This is a genomic window from Pseudomonas sp. ML2-2023-6, assembly GCF_037055265.1.
Classification (GTDB): Bacteria; Pseudomonadota; Gammaproteobacteria; order Pseudomonadales; family Pseudomonadaceae; genus Aquipseudomonas; species Aquipseudomonas kulmbachensis.
Genome location: NZ_CP146347.1, coordinates 4,977,182 through 4,994,230, shown reverse-complemented (window position 1 = coordinate 4,994,230; position 17,049 = coordinate 4,977,182). Strand labels below are relative to the sequence as shown.

The following is a 17,049-nucleotide window of genomic DNA, read 5'->3' as shown; positions in this document are numbered from 1 at the left end:
GCCGCTGAAAACAGCGGCCAAAGAAGACGTTCATCAAGGAGCTACAAATCAACGTCAGGGTAAATTGGGGGGCAGAGTCGATGCGACTCAATGCGTTGGACGTGTGTCCGTGCTGGAAAGTTCGACAAGAATAAGGGCTCGCCCGCTGCGGAGTAAGCCCGCTTTGCGACAATCTCTTTTACAGCTTCGACAACAGTTACAGTGCGAAAAAACGTCTGTGGCTCAAGGGTTTGGGCGCTTCGACGGATAGCCAGGATCTGCTCGATGAAGCTAAATTCGTATGGGTGTTTTGATAGCGTTCATCGTCAGTCCGGCTGATACCCCATCCGCCAACTGATGGCCTGGCTCGCAGCCAATAAACGTTTGGCTGCGGGCCCGTTTTCATCGGCATGGAACAGCGACGTTGGGCCTACTACGGTCAGTACGCCCGCCACCTTGGCAGTCGCATCGAACACCGGGGCCGATAGCGCATCGACGCCGGGCATCAGCAAGCCGTGCACGAAGTGCAATCCACGCTGACGGATTTGCTCGCAGAGCCGGGTGTAGGCCTCGGGTTTTTCCAAGGGATGCACCAGATCGGTTTTCAACTCCAGTTCACGCAAGTCAGCGGTTTCGCGATCCGGCAAAAAGGCGTTGAACACCAACCCTGTGGATGAACTCAGCAGCGGTAGAACCGAGCCCAATTGAGTGACCACCGTAATTGCCCGCACCGCAGGTTCGATATGCACCACGGTCGCGCCCTGATTGCCCCATACGGCCAAAAAGCAGGTTTCATTCAAGTCATCACGCAGCTCGGCCAAGGGCAGGGCGGCGACTTTCAGCACATCCATACTGTTGAGCGCGGCCAACCCCACGCGCAACGCCTCGCGCCCCAGCCCGTAATGGTTGGTGGCGATGTTCTGTTCGGCAAACCCGCTGGCAATCAGCGCCTGTAAATAGCGATGCACCTTGCTGGCGGGCATCTGCACGTGTTCGGCCAGACGCGACAGTGACGTCGAGGGGGACAGCTCGGCCAGGGCCTTGAGGATGTCTGTACCGACTTCGGCTGAGCGCACTTTTTGCTTGCCGGCACTGTCGTTGCTGCTGCGGGTCTTTTCCATGGTGATGCTTATATCTCGGGACGAATGGGCGTCTTTATAGCTTGACGCTTAATACCAATCAAATTACGTTATGCGTAATTGAATTACGATAAAAATAACGCAGCGACGCGCAAACTGTTTCACTGCAGCGCGCGGTCAACTGTCTTCTCCACTTTGGAGGCTCCATGAACCTCGACGCGTCTTCGCCAGCCCTTGGCTATCAATCCGGGTTTGGCAACGAATTCAGCAGCGAAGCACTGCCCGGCGCCTTGCCGGTTGGTCAGAACTCCCCGCAAAAAGCCCCGTACGGTTTGTACCCCGAATTGTTCTCTGGCACTGCGTTCACCATGGTTCGCAGCGAGGCGCGGCGCACCTGGATGTACCGCATCCAGCCGTCCGCCAACCACCCGGCGTTCGTCAAGCTGGAACGGCAATTGGCCGGTGGTCCGCTGGGCCCGGTGACGCCTAATCGCTTGCGCTGGAACCCGTTGCCGATCCCAGATGACGCCACGGATTTTATCGACGGTCTGGTAGGCATGGTGGCCAATAGCGGGTCGGAAAAACCCTCGGGTATCAGCATTTATCATTACCGTGCCAATACCTCGATGCAGCGGGTGTTCTTCAATGCTGACGGCGAGTTGCTGCTGGTGCCTGAACAAGGCCGCTTGCGCATTTGCACCGAGCTGGGGCGTCTGGATCTGGAGCCTTTGGAGATTGCGGTAATCCCTCGAGGTCTCAAGTTTCGTGTCGAGCTGCTTGACCCGCAGGCGCGTGGTTACGTCGCTGAAAACCACGGCGCGCCGCTGCGCCTGCCCGACCTTGGGCCGATTGGCAGCAACGGCCTGGCCAACCCGCGTGATTTTCTGACCCCGGTCGCGCATTACGAAGACACGCGCCAAAACACGGTTCTGGTGCAAAAGTTTCTGGGCGAGCTGTGGGGCTGCGAGCTGGATCATTCGCCGCTTAACGTCGTCGCGTGGCATGGCAATAACGTGCCGTACAAATATGATTTGCGCCGTTTCAACACCATCGGCACCGTCAGTTTCGACCATCCTGACCCATCCATTTTTACAGTTCTGACCTCGCCGACCAGTGTGCCGGGCTTGGCCAACCTGGACTTCGTGATCTTCCCGCCGCGCTGGATGGTGGCTGAAAACACCTTCAGGCCACCCTGGTTCCATCGCAACCTGATGAACGAGTTCATGGGCCTGATCCAGGGCAGCTACGATGCCAAGGCCGAAGGCTTTCTTCCCGGTGGCGCGTCGCTGCACAGTTGCATGAGCGCCCACGGCCCGGACGGCGAAACCTGCACCAAAGCGATTGCGGCCGAACTGCAACCGAGCAAAATCGATAACACCATGGCCTTTATGTTCGAGACCAGCCAGGTGTTGCGCCCAAGCCGTTTTGCCCTCGAATGCCCGCAACTGCAATCCAATTACGACACTTGCTGGGCCACGCTGCCCGTGACCTTCACCCCGAATCGGAGATAACCCATGACCCAGTCCACTTTCCCCCGTAGCTGGATCACCTCCGCCAACGGTCACAGCGACTTCCCTCTGCAGAACCTGCCGATGGGCATCTTCAGCATAGATGGCTCGGCTGCGCGCAGCGGGGTTGCCATTGGCGATGCGATTTTCGATCTGGAGGCCGGGTTGGCGGCCGGTCTGTTTGAAGGCCAGGCCAAAGTGGCGGTAGAGGCCTCGTTGGGCGGCGCGTTGAATGCCTATTTTGCGTTGGGCCGCAGTGCCCGCGTTGCCCTGCGTGAGCGCTTGCTGGAATTGCTGAGCGAAGGCAGTACCCTGCGCGGAAAAATCGAAGCCCAAGGCGCCAGGCTGCTGCCGCTGGCGGCCGATTGCCAACTGCATTTACCTGCCAAAATCGGTGACTACACCGACTTTTATGTAGGCATTGAGCACGCTAAAAACGTCGGCAAACTGTTCCGCCCCGACAACCCTCTGCTGCCTAACTATAAATATGTGCCGATTGGTTATCACGGTCGTGCCTCGACCATTCGTGCGTCTGGCGCCGAAGTCCGTCGCCCTAAAGGGCAAACCTTGGCAGCCGGTCAGACCGAGCCGACCTTTGGCCCGTGCGCACGTCTGGACTACGAGCTGGAACTGGGGATCTGGATTGGTCAGGGTAACGACATGGGCGACTCGATCCCGGTCAGCGAAGCGGGCGAGCACATTGCCGGTTTCTGCCTGCTCAATGACTGGTCGGCCCGCGATATCCAGGCCTGGGAATACCAGCCGCTTGGCCCGTTTCTGTCCAAGAGCTTTATCACGAGCATCTCGCCTTGGGTCGTGACCGCCGAAGCGCTGGAGCCGTTCCGCCGTGCGCAACCGTCCCGTCCCGAAGGTGATCCGCAGCCGCTGGCCTATCTGCTGGATAGCAGGGATCAGTCCAGTGGCGCGCTGGATATCGAACTTGAAGTGCTGCTGCTGACTGAATCAATGCGTGAGCAAAACCTGCCAGCCCATCGCCTGGGCTTGAGTAACACGCTGAACATGTACTGGACCGCTGCACAGTTGGTGGCCCACCACAGCGTCAACGGTTGCCAGTTGCAGTCCGGCGATCTGTTTGGTTCGGGTACCTTGTCGGGCCCGGACCGCTCGCAGCTGGGCAGCCTGCTGGAAATCACCGAAGGCGGTAAACACCCGATCGAGCTGGCTTCGGGCGAGGTACGTAAATTCTTGGAAGATGGCGACGAAATCATCCTGCGTGCCCGTTGTACCCGCGAAGGCCATGCCTCCATCGGTTTTGGCGAGTGCCGGGGCAAGGTCGTCGCCGCGCGCTAAAGGAGCGGGTCATGGAACTGTTTACGTATTACCGTTCAACGTCTTCTTACAGGGTGCGGATCGCGCTGGCGCTTAAAGGTCTGGATTATCAGGCAGTGCCGGTCAATCTGATCGCGCCGCCTGGCGGTGAACACCGCCAGGCGGCGTATCTGGAGATCAACCCGCAAGGCCGTGTACCTGTTCTGCGCACCGATGAGGGCAGCGTGCTGACCCAATCGCCAGCGATCATCGAGTATCTCGAAGAGTGCTACCCGCAGGTGGCGCTGCTGTCCCGGGACCTTGTCACCCGTGCGCACGAGCGGGCGGTGGCGGCGCTGGTGGCCTGCGATATCCACCCGCTGCACAACGTCAGCGTGCTCAATCAACTGCGCCAATTGGGGCAGAGCGAAGAGCAGGTGGTGCAGTGGATCAGTCACTGGATCACTCAAGGGCTGGCGGCCATTGAGCAGCTGATTGGTGATGATGGATATTGCTTCGGGGCCGAGCCAGGGTTGGCGGATGTGTATTTGATCCCGCAGTTGTATGCCGCGCAGCGGTTCAACGTCGCGTTGACGCCGTACCCGCGCATTACCCGGGTGGCGGCACTGGCAGATAAACATCCGGCGTTTATCAAGGCGCATCCGGCCAATCAACCCGATACCCCTGCCTGAAGGAAGCGCAACAGGTAGCAGCTGCCGAAGGAACGAGGCTGCGTTCGGCGGCGAAGCCGTCGTAAACCCTGAGGGCCGAGTTTAACTGATACACCGCAGCGTCTGATTTTGCGACTGCTTCGCAGCCGAACGCAGCCTCGTTCCTTCGGCAGCTGCTACGTTCTGCGGGTTATGTCCGAAATCGTGAAAACCGCGCAGGCTTATTCCTGCGCACTTCAACGATTTTTTTGGCGCCGCCTATACTGGCGAATACCCATAATCGTTCGAGGGCCTGATGATGTTTGCTCTCATGCAAAGCGCTCAGTTGGAGTCGCTGCACCTTAGTGTGGACCCCGTTACAGGCCTCAAGGCGGTTATTGCCATTCATAACACTCGCCTGGGCCCAGCGCTGGGTGGCTGTCGTTACCTGGCGTATCCGAACGACGAAAGTGCTGTGAACGATGCTATCCGTCTGGCTCAAGACATGAGCTACAAGGCGGCACTGGCCGGCCTGGCAGTCGGGGGTGGGCAAGCCGTGGTTGTGCGCGCGGCTCATGTCGAGAGTCGTGCGGCCCTTTTTGAGGCGTTTGGCCGCTGTGTCGATCAGTTGGACGGGCGTTATATCACCGCGATCGACAGCGGCACCTCTACCGCCGATATGGATTGCATCGCCCAACACACCCGACACGTGACCAGCACCACTGCGGCAGGCGACCCTTCGCCACATACAGCCATGGGGGTGTTTGCCGGTATTCGCAGCACCGCGTCATCGCGCTTGGGCAGTGACAACCTGGAAGGTTTGCGGGTTGCGGTCCAGGGCTTGGGTAAGGTCGGTTACGCGCTGGCTGAGCAACTGCATGCGGCGGGTGCCGAGTTGCTGGTCTGCGATACCGACCCCGGTAAAGTACGTCTGGCCATGGAACAACTGGGTGCGCATCCCATTGCCTGCGAAGCCTTGCTCAGCACGCCGTGCGACATCCTTGCGCCGTGCGGCCTGGGCGGTGTGTTGAACTGGCACAGTGTGGCGCAGCTGCGCTGCTCGGCCGTGGCCGGGTGTGCGAATAACCAACTGACCAATCTGCAAGTAGCCGATCAACTCGAACGGCGGGGTATTTTGTATGCACCCGATTACGTCATCAATTCCGGCGGGCTGATCTATATGGCGCTGACCCATCAGGATGCTGCGCCCGAGGCCATCAACCAGCAGTTGTTGCAGATCAGCCAGCGCCTGACCGGCATCTATGCTCACGCCCAGGCCGAAAAGCGCTCACCGGCACGGGTCTCGGATGAGCTGGCGCAACGCTTGTTGTACCCAAAGGATTAAAAGCAGGCTAAATCCAGTTTTGGCGCGTCTACAGCAAACCGCGTTTCAAATTCCACTAGCCCCGCATGCACTTGCTGCAATGCCTCAATCTGGCTCATCACAGCGTGTTTTTTGCGGGCGATGGCGTCGTTCACCACTTCCCATGGCAATGTCTGGCCACGGTGTTGATCAAGAATTGCCTGCATTTCCTTGAGCTTGAAGCCCAACTGCTGCGCGCATTTGATAAACATCAGCAGTTCAACACTTTGCTCGCTGTAGACGCGATAGGCGCCACGGCGTTGCGCGGGTGGTAACAGGCCTATGTCTTCGTAATGGCGAATGCTTTTGATGGTGGTGCCCGACAACTGGGCGGCTTTGCCGATGTACATGAAAAATCCTTTTAATCGCCGCCCGCCAGATTATCGAGTGGCGAGCCTGCGTGCCTCTTGAAGCCAGGCGTCTCTTTGGGGTGACGTGGCGTCGAGAATCGGGCCAAACGTCAGGGTTGCGAGGGGCTTTATGCCACAAAATGCCAAGGTGGTTTTGCGTATTTGATGCAGCCCCGGCATGCGATAAACCCATTTGTAGTACCACGGCGGGGTGTCCATGGTTACCAGCAGGTGCGCGCTGCGGCCTTTCAACAGCTTGTCGGGGAATGCCTTGCCCTTGCGGTACTGAAAGGCAAAACCGGGCAGCAGGATGCGGTCGAAAAAGCCTTTCATTAATGCGGGAATCCCGCCCCACCAGATCGGGTAGACCAGAACCAGCTGCTCAGCCCAGAGAATATCAGCCTGGGCGTTGAGCAAGTCAGGCTCAAGCGCCTGGATCTGCCTGTAGCCTTCATGCAGCACCGGATCGAAGCGCAGAGCACCCAACTGCATGAACCGCACATCATGGTTGGCACCCTTGGCCGCTTCTATATAGGTGTCTGCCAGAGCACCGCAGAAACTATCCGTGCTGGGGTGACCCAGGATCACCAGTACTCGCTTGCTCATCATCACGCCAACCTGAAAGGGGGCCTTTGAGGGTAGGGGCTGCCCCGTAGGGGAGAGTCAAGCGAGAGCCCGGTGCGGTTACTCGCTGTCGACCAGCAACTCGGACAGGGCGTCCGGCTGGCTCTTGAATGCCTTGGCAAACACATCGCGATTTTTCGCCATGTAAATACCGGCTTCTTCGACCTGCTGCTCGCTCAGCGACGGCACAGCTTTTTGCAACACTTCTGCCAGCAACTCAGCCAGTTCCAGCATTTTGTCATGACGGTCAGCTTCGGCTTTATCCATGAACAAGCGCTCCAGATCTCGGCTGCTGCGGTATACCACTTCGACGGCCATTTACCACCTCATATGCCTTCACGTAAATTATCTTGCGATTACTGTATTTATATACAGCGAAAAGGATAAGCCAATCACCAGGTTTTGAATAGCGGCTTTTTCACTCTAGCTGCAATTGGTAGGCGTATCGGGTGCCTGACGTGTCTAATAGCCGCCCGTCATCATCTTATGTGGGAGCGAGCCTGCTCGTGACGGTCTTGGCACCTTCGCGAGCAGGCTTGCGCCCACAGTTGAAAGTAGTGCGCTCTCACATGGCCTTTTTTCTGCATGTAAAAAGCGTCATGTGCATCGCGGATGATCCGTTCGAGTCGATTCAAGGAGCTGCATCGTGAGAGTTAATAAAGCTGAAAAGCTACGTCGCCAGGTTCATGAACTGGCCGAATCGATGGGCAATCTGTTCGTCGAAACCTTCCATTACCTTGCGCTGTTTGCGATTGGTGCGGTCACTGCCTGGGCGGCGGTGATGGAATTTCTCGGGATGGTGGAGAAGGGCAACATCTCTATTGATGACATCCTGCTGCTGTTTATCTACCTCGAGCTGGGAGCGATGGTCGGGATTTATTTCAAGACCAACCACATGCCCGTGCGTTTCCTGATTTACGTGGCGATCACGGCGTTGACCCGCCTGCTGATTTCCAACGTATCTCATCACAACCCGCCGGACATGGGCGTGGTGTACCTGACCGGGGCGATTCTGTTACTGGCGTTTGCCATCCTGGTGGTGCGTTATGCCTCGTCGCAGTTCCCGTCGGTGAAAATCGAGAACCCGCATCGCAAGACCGGTGCCGGCTCCGGTGAACACCCTGAGGTGGAGAAGGGCGAGTTGTAACCGCAACAACATGAAAAAGGGCGGGCTTACCGAAGTAAGCCCGCCCTTTTTTTGCGTCCTGAACGCTGAATCAGCTATTGAGTTCGAGTTCTTTTTCTTTCTCTAGAAACTCTTCTTCCAGCAGGGCGTCAGCACTCTGCTTTGGCTCTTTCTCCTCAAACCCTTCCGGAGAGAGCGTCACGGTACGTTTGCCACGCAGCTTGCCGAACAAGTGCTCCAGCTTGTGCTCCAGTTTGGTAGCGGCACCTTCTACCGCTTCTGTCAGCGAATCAGCGTCGTGGGAAACCAGAAACGGTTGGTGCCCTTTAGGTCGAGCCTCCATTTTGCAACGTTTGTCTTTAGTTCCAGATTTGCCACCGTTTTCATCGGTGACATGCACGATAACTCGAGTCAGGTCTTCCAAGTGACGTTCGAGCGTAACTTCAACTGTCGCAGTCACCCAATTTTGGGTACGTACGTCAACGGCGATGTTCTTATCGGAAAAGACTTCAGTTTGCATAATTCTTCCCTTATATAGCGTGCTCGTGTGAGGTCTGACGGCCTCGTGTGTTCAAAGGTTCATCGTCATCGCTCAGTTACAGTGTTTGGGCCGATGACCAAATATTTCAAGTACTATTTTCAGGAAGTCTCACGTGCTGTGACCGGCGTCAGTCTTTGGCTGTGAGAAAAGCCCGCATGGGCGGGCTTTGGTTGATTTATATCAAAATGCGACAGATGTCTGAACGTAGAGCGTGCGCGGCTCGCCGACGTATTTACCCTTGTTGTTATCGTCAAACGAACGGGTGTAGTACTCGTGATTGAGGATGTTTTTGACCCCCATCGCCACGTTCAAGTCAGACAGTTGATGCCCGAAGTCGTAGCCCACCCGTGTGTTGAACAGCATGTATCCGGGGATTGAACCGGTGCTGCCATCAGCGCTTTCGGCGCGGGTGTTGGCGTTGTCGGCGAACTGATTGCTTTGGAAGGTCGTGTCCAGGTTGGCTTTCCACGGCCCTTCGGTGTAACCCAGGCCGATGCTGCCCTTGTTTTTCGAGGAGAAGGGCACGCGATTACCCTTGTTCGGTCCATCTTCGCGGATAGTCGCGTCAACATAAGCGTAGCTGGCGTATACGTCGAAACCGGCCAGTACCGGGCTCAGGCCATCCAGCGCGTAGTTGACGCTAGCCTCGATCCCCTGGTGCCGGGTCTTGCCCCGTGCGATCACTGTATCGGTGGTCTGATTGCTGTCGTATTGATTGTTGAAATTGATCAAAAATGCGCCGATCTCCGCGCGCAGGTTGCCATTGTCGTAGCGTGTGCCGAGTTCCCAGGTGCGGGCTTTTTCCGGTTTTACTTCGCCGCCGGTGACGCGATTGGGCATCTGGCTGTACTGCACGCTGCCGAACGAACCTTCGGTATTGGCATAGATATTCCAGCTGTCGGTGACGTGGTACATCACGTTCAGCGCTGGTAATGGGGTGTTGTAGTCGCCCTTGTATTTGACGTTGGTCAGCAGGTTGGTTTGTTGCTGTTCAATCATTTCGTAGCGAATGCCGGGGGTGAACGTCCATTTGCCGATGTCGATCTTGTCGTCGATAAAGAATGCATGGGCTTCAGTAGCGCCACGGGTATCGCGGTCATTGCGGCTGTTGGTGGTCGGCAATTCGTTGGCCGCAATCGGTGTGCGGTAACGCAGTTCATGACCTGCTTCGTTGATGTAGCGATAGCCCGCGCCCACTTCGTGGCGGGTGTTGCCCAGGTCAAAGCCTTGTGCAATGCGGGTTTCGATTCCGCGTACCCAATATTCCCGTGGCGACAGCGAAAGGAAGGTGCCCTGGTCCAGATAACCGCTGCGCAGGGTTTTGGTGAAGAAGCTGTTGACCGTGAATTCACGGCGGTCTTCCTGATAGCGGTAGCCGAAGTTGACCAGCGTACGACGGCCCCAGAACTTGTCGTTCGGACGTGTCGACTGATACGGATCAGCTTTGTAGGCCGCAGTGCTCAAGCCGCCGGGCATCTCGGCTTCGCCGTCGTAGTACTGGGCCATTGCGTGCAGGCTGTTGGCTTCGTCGATCTGGTAGTTACCCTTGAGGATCAGATCGTCGATACGGGTATCGCTGTGTTCGCGCCAGTCGCCACCGCGGGTACCGGAGTACAGCAAGGCGCCGCCCAGGCCATTGTCGGCCGTGCCGCCGGCGAGCAGGTTGGCGGTTTTCTTGAAGCCGTCTTGCGTGGAGGACGGGCTGGTTTCGGTCTGGAAACCAGCCTTGACGGTCGGTTCGTCGGGAATGGCGCGGGTCACGAAGTTGACGATGCCGCCTACGTTTTGCGGGCCATAACGCACGGCACCGCCACCACGAACCACGTCCAGCGCGTCCATATTGCCCATGCTGATCGGGGCAAACGACAGTTGCGGCTGGCCATAGGGGGCGAAGGGTACGGGGATGCCGTCCATCAAGACGGTGGAGCGGGTAGCCAGCCGTGGGTTGAGGCCGCGAATGCCAAAGTTGAGCGCCATGTCGTGGCTGCCGGTGCCGTTGTTTTCCGGGGCGTTGACGCCTGGAATGCGATTGAGTACGTCGCGGGCAGTGGTGGCGCCCTGGCGTTCGAATGCTTCGCGGCGGATCACATCACGTGCGCCGGCGTGTTCGAACACATCGATTTGCGCTGCTTCACCGAGCCAGTCGCCGACTACGCTGGAGGCGCCCAGCTCAATGCTCGCTGGTGCCAGCGAGGCTGCAGCGGGTTGCAAGCTGAACGCTCCCTGACCTTCGGCGCGGGCTTGCAGGCCCGTGCCTTCGAGCAAGGCCTGCAGACCTTGTTCGGGGTCGTAGGTGCCTTCCAGGCCCTTGCTTTGAATACCGCTGGCGGTAGCGGAACTGAATGAAATCAGCACCCCGGCTTCGCGTCCAAATTGATTCAGGGCGTTTTCCAGCGATGACGGCGCGATGTGGTAAGCCTTGGTGTCGGCAAAGGCCATCGGCAGGACGCTGAAACTCAAACTGGCACCCAATAGCAAGCGGGCCAGGGATGTGAGGCGAAAGGGCTGAGCGGGCATGAAGGGATCCTGAGACGAAGGGAATCAAAGTGGCTTACCTTCTCTGTCACGCCAGATTTGAAATCAGCTCACATTTCTGAAATTAAAATAAAGCCTTTTTGTGGGAGCGAGCCTGTTCGCGAAGGTCGTTAAATCGCGATGCCTGAGACCTTCGCGAGCAGGCTCGCTCCCACATTAAATTTCATGCAACCATTACGCCCGTGCCTCAACCGTTACCCAATACCGGGTAAAGCGCTTGATCCGCACCGGCAGGCTGACAGCAAGCAACTCCAGCACCCGTTCGCTGTCGTCCACCGGGTAAGTGCCGGAGATCAACAGGTCGGCAACCTTGGGATCGCAGTTGAGCTGGCCACGGCGATAGCGTGCCAGCTCGGCCAGGAAGTCTGCGAGGCGCATATGGGCGGCGACCAGCATGCCGTCGCTCCAGGCACCGCTCCCCGCATCCAGCGGGCGCGGCGGGTTCCAGGCCTGACGGTTAAAACTCAGTTGCTGGTGTGGCTCGACCCAGAGCGGGGGGCCTGAGTGCACAGTAGGTGTGAGCCTGACCCGGCCAGAAAAAACGGCGATTTCAGTGTGATTACTGAATTGACGCACGTTCAGGCGTGCGGCCTGTGGCTGCAAACTGCCGTGGGTGGTGAGCACCTGCAAGGGGCGCGAATCCTGGGCGGCGGTCAGTAATATTTCACCTTCAAGCAAGCGAATCACTCGCTGCTGCGCGTCGAACTTCACGTCGACCGAGCTTGCGGTGTTGAGCTGGATCTGGCTGCCATCGTGCAATTGCAGTTTGCGCCGCTGACCTACCGGGCTGCTGAAGTCGGCCAGCAGCGGGGTGACGGGCAGCTGATCGCGCAGACCATAAGTCAACGCCGAGCCTGCACCCAACAGCAGCAACAGTTTCATGGCCTGGCGTCGGCTGCTGGTCTTTGGTGCGTTCAGGGCAGCATGGGCCAGTGGTGACGACAAACCGCGCAAGCGCTGGTTGATCCGCTGGATATGCTCCCACGCCCGCTGGTGTTCAGTGTGTGCCTGCAGCCATTGCTCCCATGCCTGCTGGCGCCTCGGGCTCAGCGCGCCATCCTGCATTTCGATCAGCCAGCTCACCGCTTGCTCGGCGACTGCGGAGCCGATGTCGGGTGGCTGATTGAATCCACCGTTCACAGGGCGAAGTAGCAGCGCATGGCTGCCTTGCTCAAATGGCGTTTGACCGTGGCAATCGAAATACCCAGTCGTGCGCCGATTTCGGCGTAGCCAAGCCCATCGACCTGGGCCAGCAAAAAGGCGCGTTTGACTGGGGAGGGCAGGCCGTCGAGCAACTGATCCAGCTCCATCAGGGTTTGCAGAATGATCGCCCGCTCTTCTTCGCTGGGTGCGAGTTGCTCCGGCATCTGGGCGAGTGCCTGCAGATAGGCGCGCTCCAGATCCTGGCGGCGGTAATGGTTGAACAGCACGCGCTTGGCGACGACGGTCAAAAATGCCCGGGGTTCGTTCAGGCTCGGGGTTTCGCGGGCTGTAAGCAGCCGCATAAAAGTATCTTGCGCCAGATCGGCAGCACTTTGCGGGCAGCCCAGCTTGCGCCGCAACCAGCTCGTGAGCCAGCTGTGGTGGTCCTGATACAGGACCTCGACGGTATTTGACTGCGGCAACGACCACTCCAGCTGCGCTGAAAACGCTTTAGAGAACAAGAATTGTTCGCATTGTAGTAGTGGCTTATTGAGTAGAGCAATCACCGCTGATCAATGAGGTGAGCGCTGGCCGTCATCTGTTTTTGCATATGAGAATATTTATCATTAGTATCGCTTTCCTTTTTGACCTGCGCACCGATGTCCATGACATGACCCCACCCGAACTTGATGATGGCTCCAGTAGCGAAGCGCGCCATGGACGGGCGCATTTTCTGCAGGTGTTTTTAACCCAGCGTCCGCAAATGGAAGCGCTGGTGAGCCGCCGCGTGGGGTGCCGGGCCACGGCCGCCGATCTGGTGCAGGATTTATTCCTGCGTTTTTGGCGGCGGCCACTGGTGCAGGTCGAAGAACTCAGTACCTACTTACTGCGCTGCGCGGGCAATATCGCTATCGACCATTTGCGCAGCGAAGGTACGCGCGGGCGGATCAGCCATCACTGGCAGCCCGAGCCGGATGCCCAAAGCTGCGAGCCCCAGGCAGCGCTGGAAGCAGGCAATGATTTGCGTCAGGTCGAAGCGGCCTTGCGCAGCCTGCCCGAGCGCACGCGGCATATCTTTTTGCTCAACCGAATCCACGGTCGCACCTATGCCGAGATCGCCAAGGTCATGGGCGTGTCCCAGAGTGCTGTTGAAAAACATATGATGCGTGCCCTTGAGGCCTGCAAGGCCAGTTTGCGTGAGCCGAGATCAGGGAAGGCGTTGTGATCAGTCGTTCGAAAACTCCCATCACCCGCGAGCAGGAGCGCACCGCGCTGGCGTGGCTCAGTGTGCTGCACGATCAGCCCGACAGCGGCGATCAGGCCACCTTCAGCCGTTGGCTCAAGGCTGATCCGGCCCATGCCGAAGCCTATGCCCAGGCACAAGTTGTGTGGGAACTGAGCGAGGTGGCGGCCAGCACCCTGGCGGACGAAGAAGCGCTGGTGATGCAGCGTTACCTGTCAGCGATGAAAACTTCAAAGCGCAGCCGCCTGCGGCACTGGTCAGGCGGGATGGCGATTGCCGCGTGCTTGCTGATGATGGTCGGCGTGTTTGCCGGTTGGCAGCCAGCGCGTTGGCTGGACGATCTGGGCGCTGATTACGTGAGTGCGCCGGGGCAGGTGCGCACCGTCATTTTGGCCGATCAATCGCAGGTTACGCTCGATGCCGACAGCGCCATTGCAGTGGACTTCAGCGGTGGCGAGCGGCATGTCCAATTGCGCCGTGGGGTGGCCTTCTTTCATGTCACCCATACCGGCGAGCCTTTTGTCGTGGATGCCGAGGGCGGTGAATCGCGGGTGTTGGGCACTGAGTTTGAAGTGCGCCTGCAACCCGATGGCGCTCAGGTCACGGTGTTGTCCGGGCGGGTAGGGGTCAAGGCGAGCAAGGACGGGGCGCAGCAAATCCTCACTGCCGATCAGCAACTGGCTTACGACGCTGGAGTGACAGATGTGGTGCATCGCGTCGACAGCAAGGCCCAACTGGGCTGGCGCTCGGGTTGGCTGACCTACTACAAAACGCCGCTGGTCGACGTTGTGGCGGATCTCAAGCGCTACTACCCCGGCCAGATCGTGTTGCTCGATAGCCAATTGGGCGCAAAGCGCATCAGCGGCAGCTTCCCCAGCAAGGACCCGCAAGCGGTACTCAATTCCCTGCAAGGGGTGTTGGGGTTTGAACAGCACAGCTTGTTTGGGCGGGTGATTGTATTGCGTTGACTGCTCCCCTCACCCCAACCCTCTCCCTCCGGGAGAGGGTTGGGGTGAGGGGAAAGGGCCGCACACAAAATTAATTTTCAATCGCAGGTGAGGTAACTCCCGCCCCCATCCGTGTAGTGCTTGAAAATGCGAAAAGTTCGCATTCCGTATCGAGTCGACACACAGGTCATGAGCATGAAGTCCAGGGCAAGTTCGGTGAAACAGTGGTTGGGGGCTTCTGCTTTTTTGATCGCCGGGTTGGCGCTAAACCCGCTGTGCCTGGCGATTGCCGGCGAGGCACCTCAACAGCAGGTCAGCGCGATGTTCGACTTCAACCAGCCGGCCAAGCCGCTGCCGCAGGCCCTGAACGATTTTTCCCGTTTGACCGGCTTTAGCGTGGTCTATACCGACGAAGCTCCCTTCGGCCTGCAAGCCCCGGCAATCAAGGGCCGCATGAGCGCAGATGAGGCCTTGCAGCAGTTGCTCGCGCAGTCGGGCTTTAATGTGCGGCGCACCGACGCCAATACCTTTGCCCTCGAACCCCAGCCCATGACAGGCGCCCTGAATCTGGGTGCCACCAGCATCACCTCGCAGGTCTCAAACGACACCAGCTATCAGCCGCCAGCCAACACCTCAGTGATGCGTGGCACGGGTTCGTCCATGGAAGTTCCGCAGACTATCAACGTAGTCGCGGCCCAAGTGATACGTGACCAGGCACCGCGCAATCTGGATGACGCCCTGAACAACGTCAGTGGCATTACCCAGGGCAACACGCTGGGCGGCACCCAGGACTCGGTGATGAAGCGCGGCTTCGGTGACAACCGTGACGGTTCGATCATGCGCGATGGCATGCCTCTGGTGCAGGGGCGGGCGATGAATGCGACCACGGAGCGGGTCGAGGTACTCAAGGGGCCAGCCTCGTTGCTCTACGGGATTCAGGATCCGGGCGGGGTAGTCAATGTGGTCAGCAAAAAGCCGCAACTGGAGCAGTACAACGCGCTGACAGTGCGTGGCTCAACCTACGGTGCGGGCAAAAACGGCAGTGGCGGCAGCCTGGACAGCACCGGCCCGTTGGGTGATTCGGGGCTGGCTTACCGGATGATCATCGATCACGAAGACGAAGATTACTGGCGCAACTTCGGCCTGCATCGCGAGACGCTAATTGCACCGTCGCTGGCCTGGTATGGCGACAATACCCAAGTGCTGCTGGCATACGAGCACCGCGAGTTTCTGACTCCCTTTGACCGGGGTACGGCGATCAACCCGGCCACCAACCACCCGCTGGATATCCCGGCCACGCGCCGTCTGGATGAGCCGTTCAACAATATGGAAGGGCGCTCCGACCTGTATCGCCTTGAAGTCGATCACGACCTCAACGACGACTGGAAAGCCCATTTCGGCTACAGCTGGAACCGCGAGACCTACGATGCCAGCCAGGTTCGCGTCACCCAGGTCAACTCCGACGGCACCCTGACTCGCAAAATGGACGGCACTAAAGGCGCGATCACCACTGACCGCTTCTCCACCGTCAGCCTGCAAGGCAAGGTTCAGGCTGCGGGCATGCAGCATGATCTGGTGTTCGGGTTCGATGACGAGTACCGCAAAATCTACCGCGCCGATCTGATCCGCCAGGACAGTCAGTCCATCTTCAACTACGAGAATCCGGTGTATGGCAATGAAGTTGCCGGCACCACGGTCAGCGCCACTGACAGCAACCAGACCGACTTGCTACGCAGCGATTCGCTGTTTGCCCAGGACTCCATTCACCTCACCGACCAGTGGATTCTGGTGGCTGGGGCACGTTTTCAGAAGTACGACCAGTTGGGAGGCAAAAGCATTCCGTTCAAGGTCAGCACCGACACCAACGGGGTGAAATGGATTCCCCGTGCAGGCCTGGTGTACCGCTACACCGATGAACTGTCGTTCTATGGCAGCTACACCGAATCGTTCAAGCCCAACTCCAGCATCGCACCGCTGAGCGGGGACGTAGTACTGGATTCGTCTGTTGCCCCGGAGGAGTCCAAGTCCTGGGAACTGGGCGCCAAACTTGATATTCCGGGGCGTATCACCGGCACCGTGGCTTTGTATGACATCAAAAAGCGCAACGTGCTGGTGTCCACCACAGTGGGTACTAACACTGTGTATTCGGTGGCCGGTGATGTCGGTTCGCGGGGCCTGGAGCTGGATGTCAGCGGTCAGTTGAGCGAGCAGTGGAGCCTGATCGGCAACTACGCCTACACCGATGCCGAAGTGACAAAAGACACGAAATACCAAGGCATGCGTTTGCAGAACGTGGCTAAAAACAGCGGCTCGCTGTCGGCGGTGTATGACTTTGGCACTATCGTGGGTGGCGACAAACTTCGGGTTGGCGCAGGCGCACGCTACGTGGGCGAACGGGCAGGCGATGCATTGAACGACTTCGACCTGCCGGGCTACACCGTGGCCGATGCCTTTGCGACCTACGACACTCACGTCGAAGGGCAAAAGGTCAAATTCCAGGTCAATGTCAAAAACCTTTTCGACCGCACCTATTACACCTCAGCGGCCAGCCGCACCTTCGTCTCCATTGGCGATGCACGGCAATTTACCTTCTCCAGTACGCTGGAATTTTAAGGCCGCACGGGATGGATTTTGCATCTGGTGGGAGCGGGCTTGCCCGCGATCGGATCGCTGCGGTGTATATGCAATACCG

16 protein-coding genes are annotated in these 17,049 nt (G+C 58.4%); 8 read left to right on the top strand and 8 right to left on the bottom strand.

The window, feature by feature from the left end; all coding sequences use genetic code 11:
* Positions 1-305: 305 nt before the first annotated feature.
* Positions 306-1,100: an IclR family transcriptional regulator gene (locus V6L79_RS23150; RefSeq protein WP_261739584.1), complete on the bottom strand. Its 795-nt coding sequence runs from the start codon at positions 1,098-1,100 to the stop codon at positions 306-308.
* Positions 1,101-1,264: 164 nt separating this feature from the next.
* On the opposite strand from V6L79_RS23150, the gene hmgA reads away from it, so the two are divergent.
* The 4 genes from hmgA to V6L79_RS23130 all read left to right on the top strand — a co-directional run bounded on the left by hmgA (position 1,265) and on the right by V6L79_RS23130 (position 5,830).
* Positions 1,265-2,569, top strand: coding sequence for a homogentisate 1,2-dioxygenase (gene hmgA / locus V6L79_RS23145; RefSeq protein WP_338579558.1), 1,305 nt, complete (start codon positions 1,265-1,267; stop codon positions 2,567-2,569).
* Between the two features lie 3 nt (positions 2,570-2,572).
* Positions 2,573-3,877 carry a fumarylacetoacetase gene (fahA, locus tag V6L79_RS23140; protein WP_321834478.1) on the top strand — a complete coding sequence of 435 codons (1,305 nt, stop codon included), beginning with the start codon at positions 2,573-2,575 and terminating at the stop codon, positions 3,875-3,877.
* A gap of 11 nt (positions 3,878-3,888) precedes the next feature.
* Positions 3,889-4,527 (top strand): maleylacetoacetate isomerase, encoded by a 639-nt coding sequence (gene maiA, locus V6L79_RS23135; RefSeq protein WP_261739581.1) that lies wholly within the window; start codon positions 3,889-3,891, stop codon positions 4,525-4,527.
* Positions 4,528-4,804: 277 nt separating this feature from the next.
* Entirely contained in the window at positions 4,805-5,830 is a 1,026-nt protein-coding gene (locus tag V6L79_RS23130; protein ID WP_261742493.1) for a Glu/Leu/Phe/Val dehydrogenase dimerization domain-containing protein, read from the top strand.
* Here V6L79_RS23130 and V6L79_RS23125 read toward each other — a convergent pair.
* From V6L79_RS23125 to V6L79_RS23115, 3 genes are all read right to left on the bottom strand, one after another.
* Positions 5,827-6,198 (bottom strand): MerR family transcriptional regulator, encoded by a 372-nt coding sequence (locus V6L79_RS23125; protein ID WP_261739579.1) that lies wholly within the window; start codon positions 6,196-6,198, stop codon positions 5,827-5,829. The two genes, V6L79_RS23130 and V6L79_RS23125, sit on opposite strands and share 4 nt — an antisense overlap.
* A 30-nt stretch (positions 6,199-6,228) precedes the next feature.
* Positions 6,229-6,807 (bottom strand): NAD(P)H-dependent oxidoreductase, encoded by a 579-nt coding sequence (locus tag V6L79_RS23120; protein ID WP_261739578.1) that lies wholly within the window; start codon positions 6,805-6,807, stop codon positions 6,229-6,231.
* Positions 6,808-6,882: 75 nt separating this feature from the next.
* Positions 6,883-7,140 (bottom strand): YebG family protein, encoded by a 258-nt coding sequence (locus V6L79_RS23115; protein ID WP_019410845.1) that lies wholly within the window; start codon positions 7,138-7,140, stop codon positions 6,883-6,885.
* A gap of 328 nt (positions 7,141-7,468) precedes the next feature.
* On the opposite strand from V6L79_RS23115, the gene V6L79_RS23110 reads away from it, so the two are divergent.
* On the top strand, positions 7,469-7,969 hold the full coding sequence (locus V6L79_RS23110) for a phosphate-starvation-inducible protein PsiE (RefSeq protein ID WP_261739577.1): 501 nt from the start codon (positions 7,469-7,471) through the stop codon (positions 7,967-7,969).
* Positions 7,970-8,039: 70 nt separating this feature from the next.
* On the opposite strand, the gene V6L79_RS23105 is transcribed toward V6L79_RS23110, so the two are convergent.
* From V6L79_RS23105 to V6L79_RS23090, 4 genes are all read right to left on the bottom strand, one after another.
* Entirely contained in the window at positions 8,040-8,468 is a 429-nt protein-coding gene (locus V6L79_RS23105; RefSeq protein ID WP_261739576.1) for an HPF/RaiA family ribosome-associated protein, read from the bottom strand.
* 201 nt (positions 8,469-8,669) lie between these two features.
* Entirely contained in the window at positions 8,670-11,006 is a 2,337-nt protein-coding gene (fecA, locus tag V6L79_RS23100) for a TonB-dependent Fe(3+) dicitrate receptor FecA (protein ID WP_261739575.1), read from the bottom strand.
* A 192-nt stretch (positions 11,007-11,198) separates the two neighbouring features.
* Complete coding sequence (locus tag V6L79_RS23095) at positions 11,199-12,164, bottom strand: FecR family protein (protein WP_338579557.1); 966 nt, start codon at positions 12,162-12,164, stop codon at positions 11,199-11,201.
* The gene (locus tag V6L79_RS23090; RefSeq protein WP_321834473.1) at positions 12,161-12,649 is read right to left on the bottom strand and encodes a sigma-70 family RNA polymerase sigma factor; all 489 of its coding nucleotides are present in this window, start codon (positions 12,647-12,649) and stop codon (positions 12,161-12,163) included. Before V6L79_RS23090 ends, V6L79_RS23095 begins: the two co-directional genes overlap by 4 nt.
* Before the next feature lie 188 nt (positions 12,650-12,837).
* Here V6L79_RS23090 and V6L79_RS23085 point away from each other — a divergent pair, with 188 nt between their 5' ends.
* The 3 genes from V6L79_RS23085 (at position 12,838) to V6L79_RS23075 (ending at position 16,970) form a co-directional block, all read left to right on the top strand.
* Positions 12,838-13,392: an RNA polymerase sigma factor gene (locus V6L79_RS23085; RefSeq protein ID WP_321834472.1), complete on the top strand. Its 555-nt coding sequence runs from the start codon at positions 12,838-12,840 to the stop codon at positions 13,390-13,392.
* Complete coding sequence (locus V6L79_RS23080; protein ID WP_261739571.1) at positions 13,389-14,378, top strand: FecR family protein; 990 nt, start codon at positions 13,389-13,391, stop codon at positions 14,376-14,378. Before V6L79_RS23085 ends, V6L79_RS23080 begins: the two co-directional genes overlap by 4 nt.
* 174 nt (positions 14,379-14,552) lie before the next feature.
* Entirely contained in the window at positions 14,553-16,970 is a 2,418-nt protein-coding gene (locus V6L79_RS23075) for a TonB-dependent receptor (RefSeq protein WP_338580343.1), read from the top strand.
* The last annotated feature ends 79 nt before the right edge of the window (positions 16,971-17,049 follow it).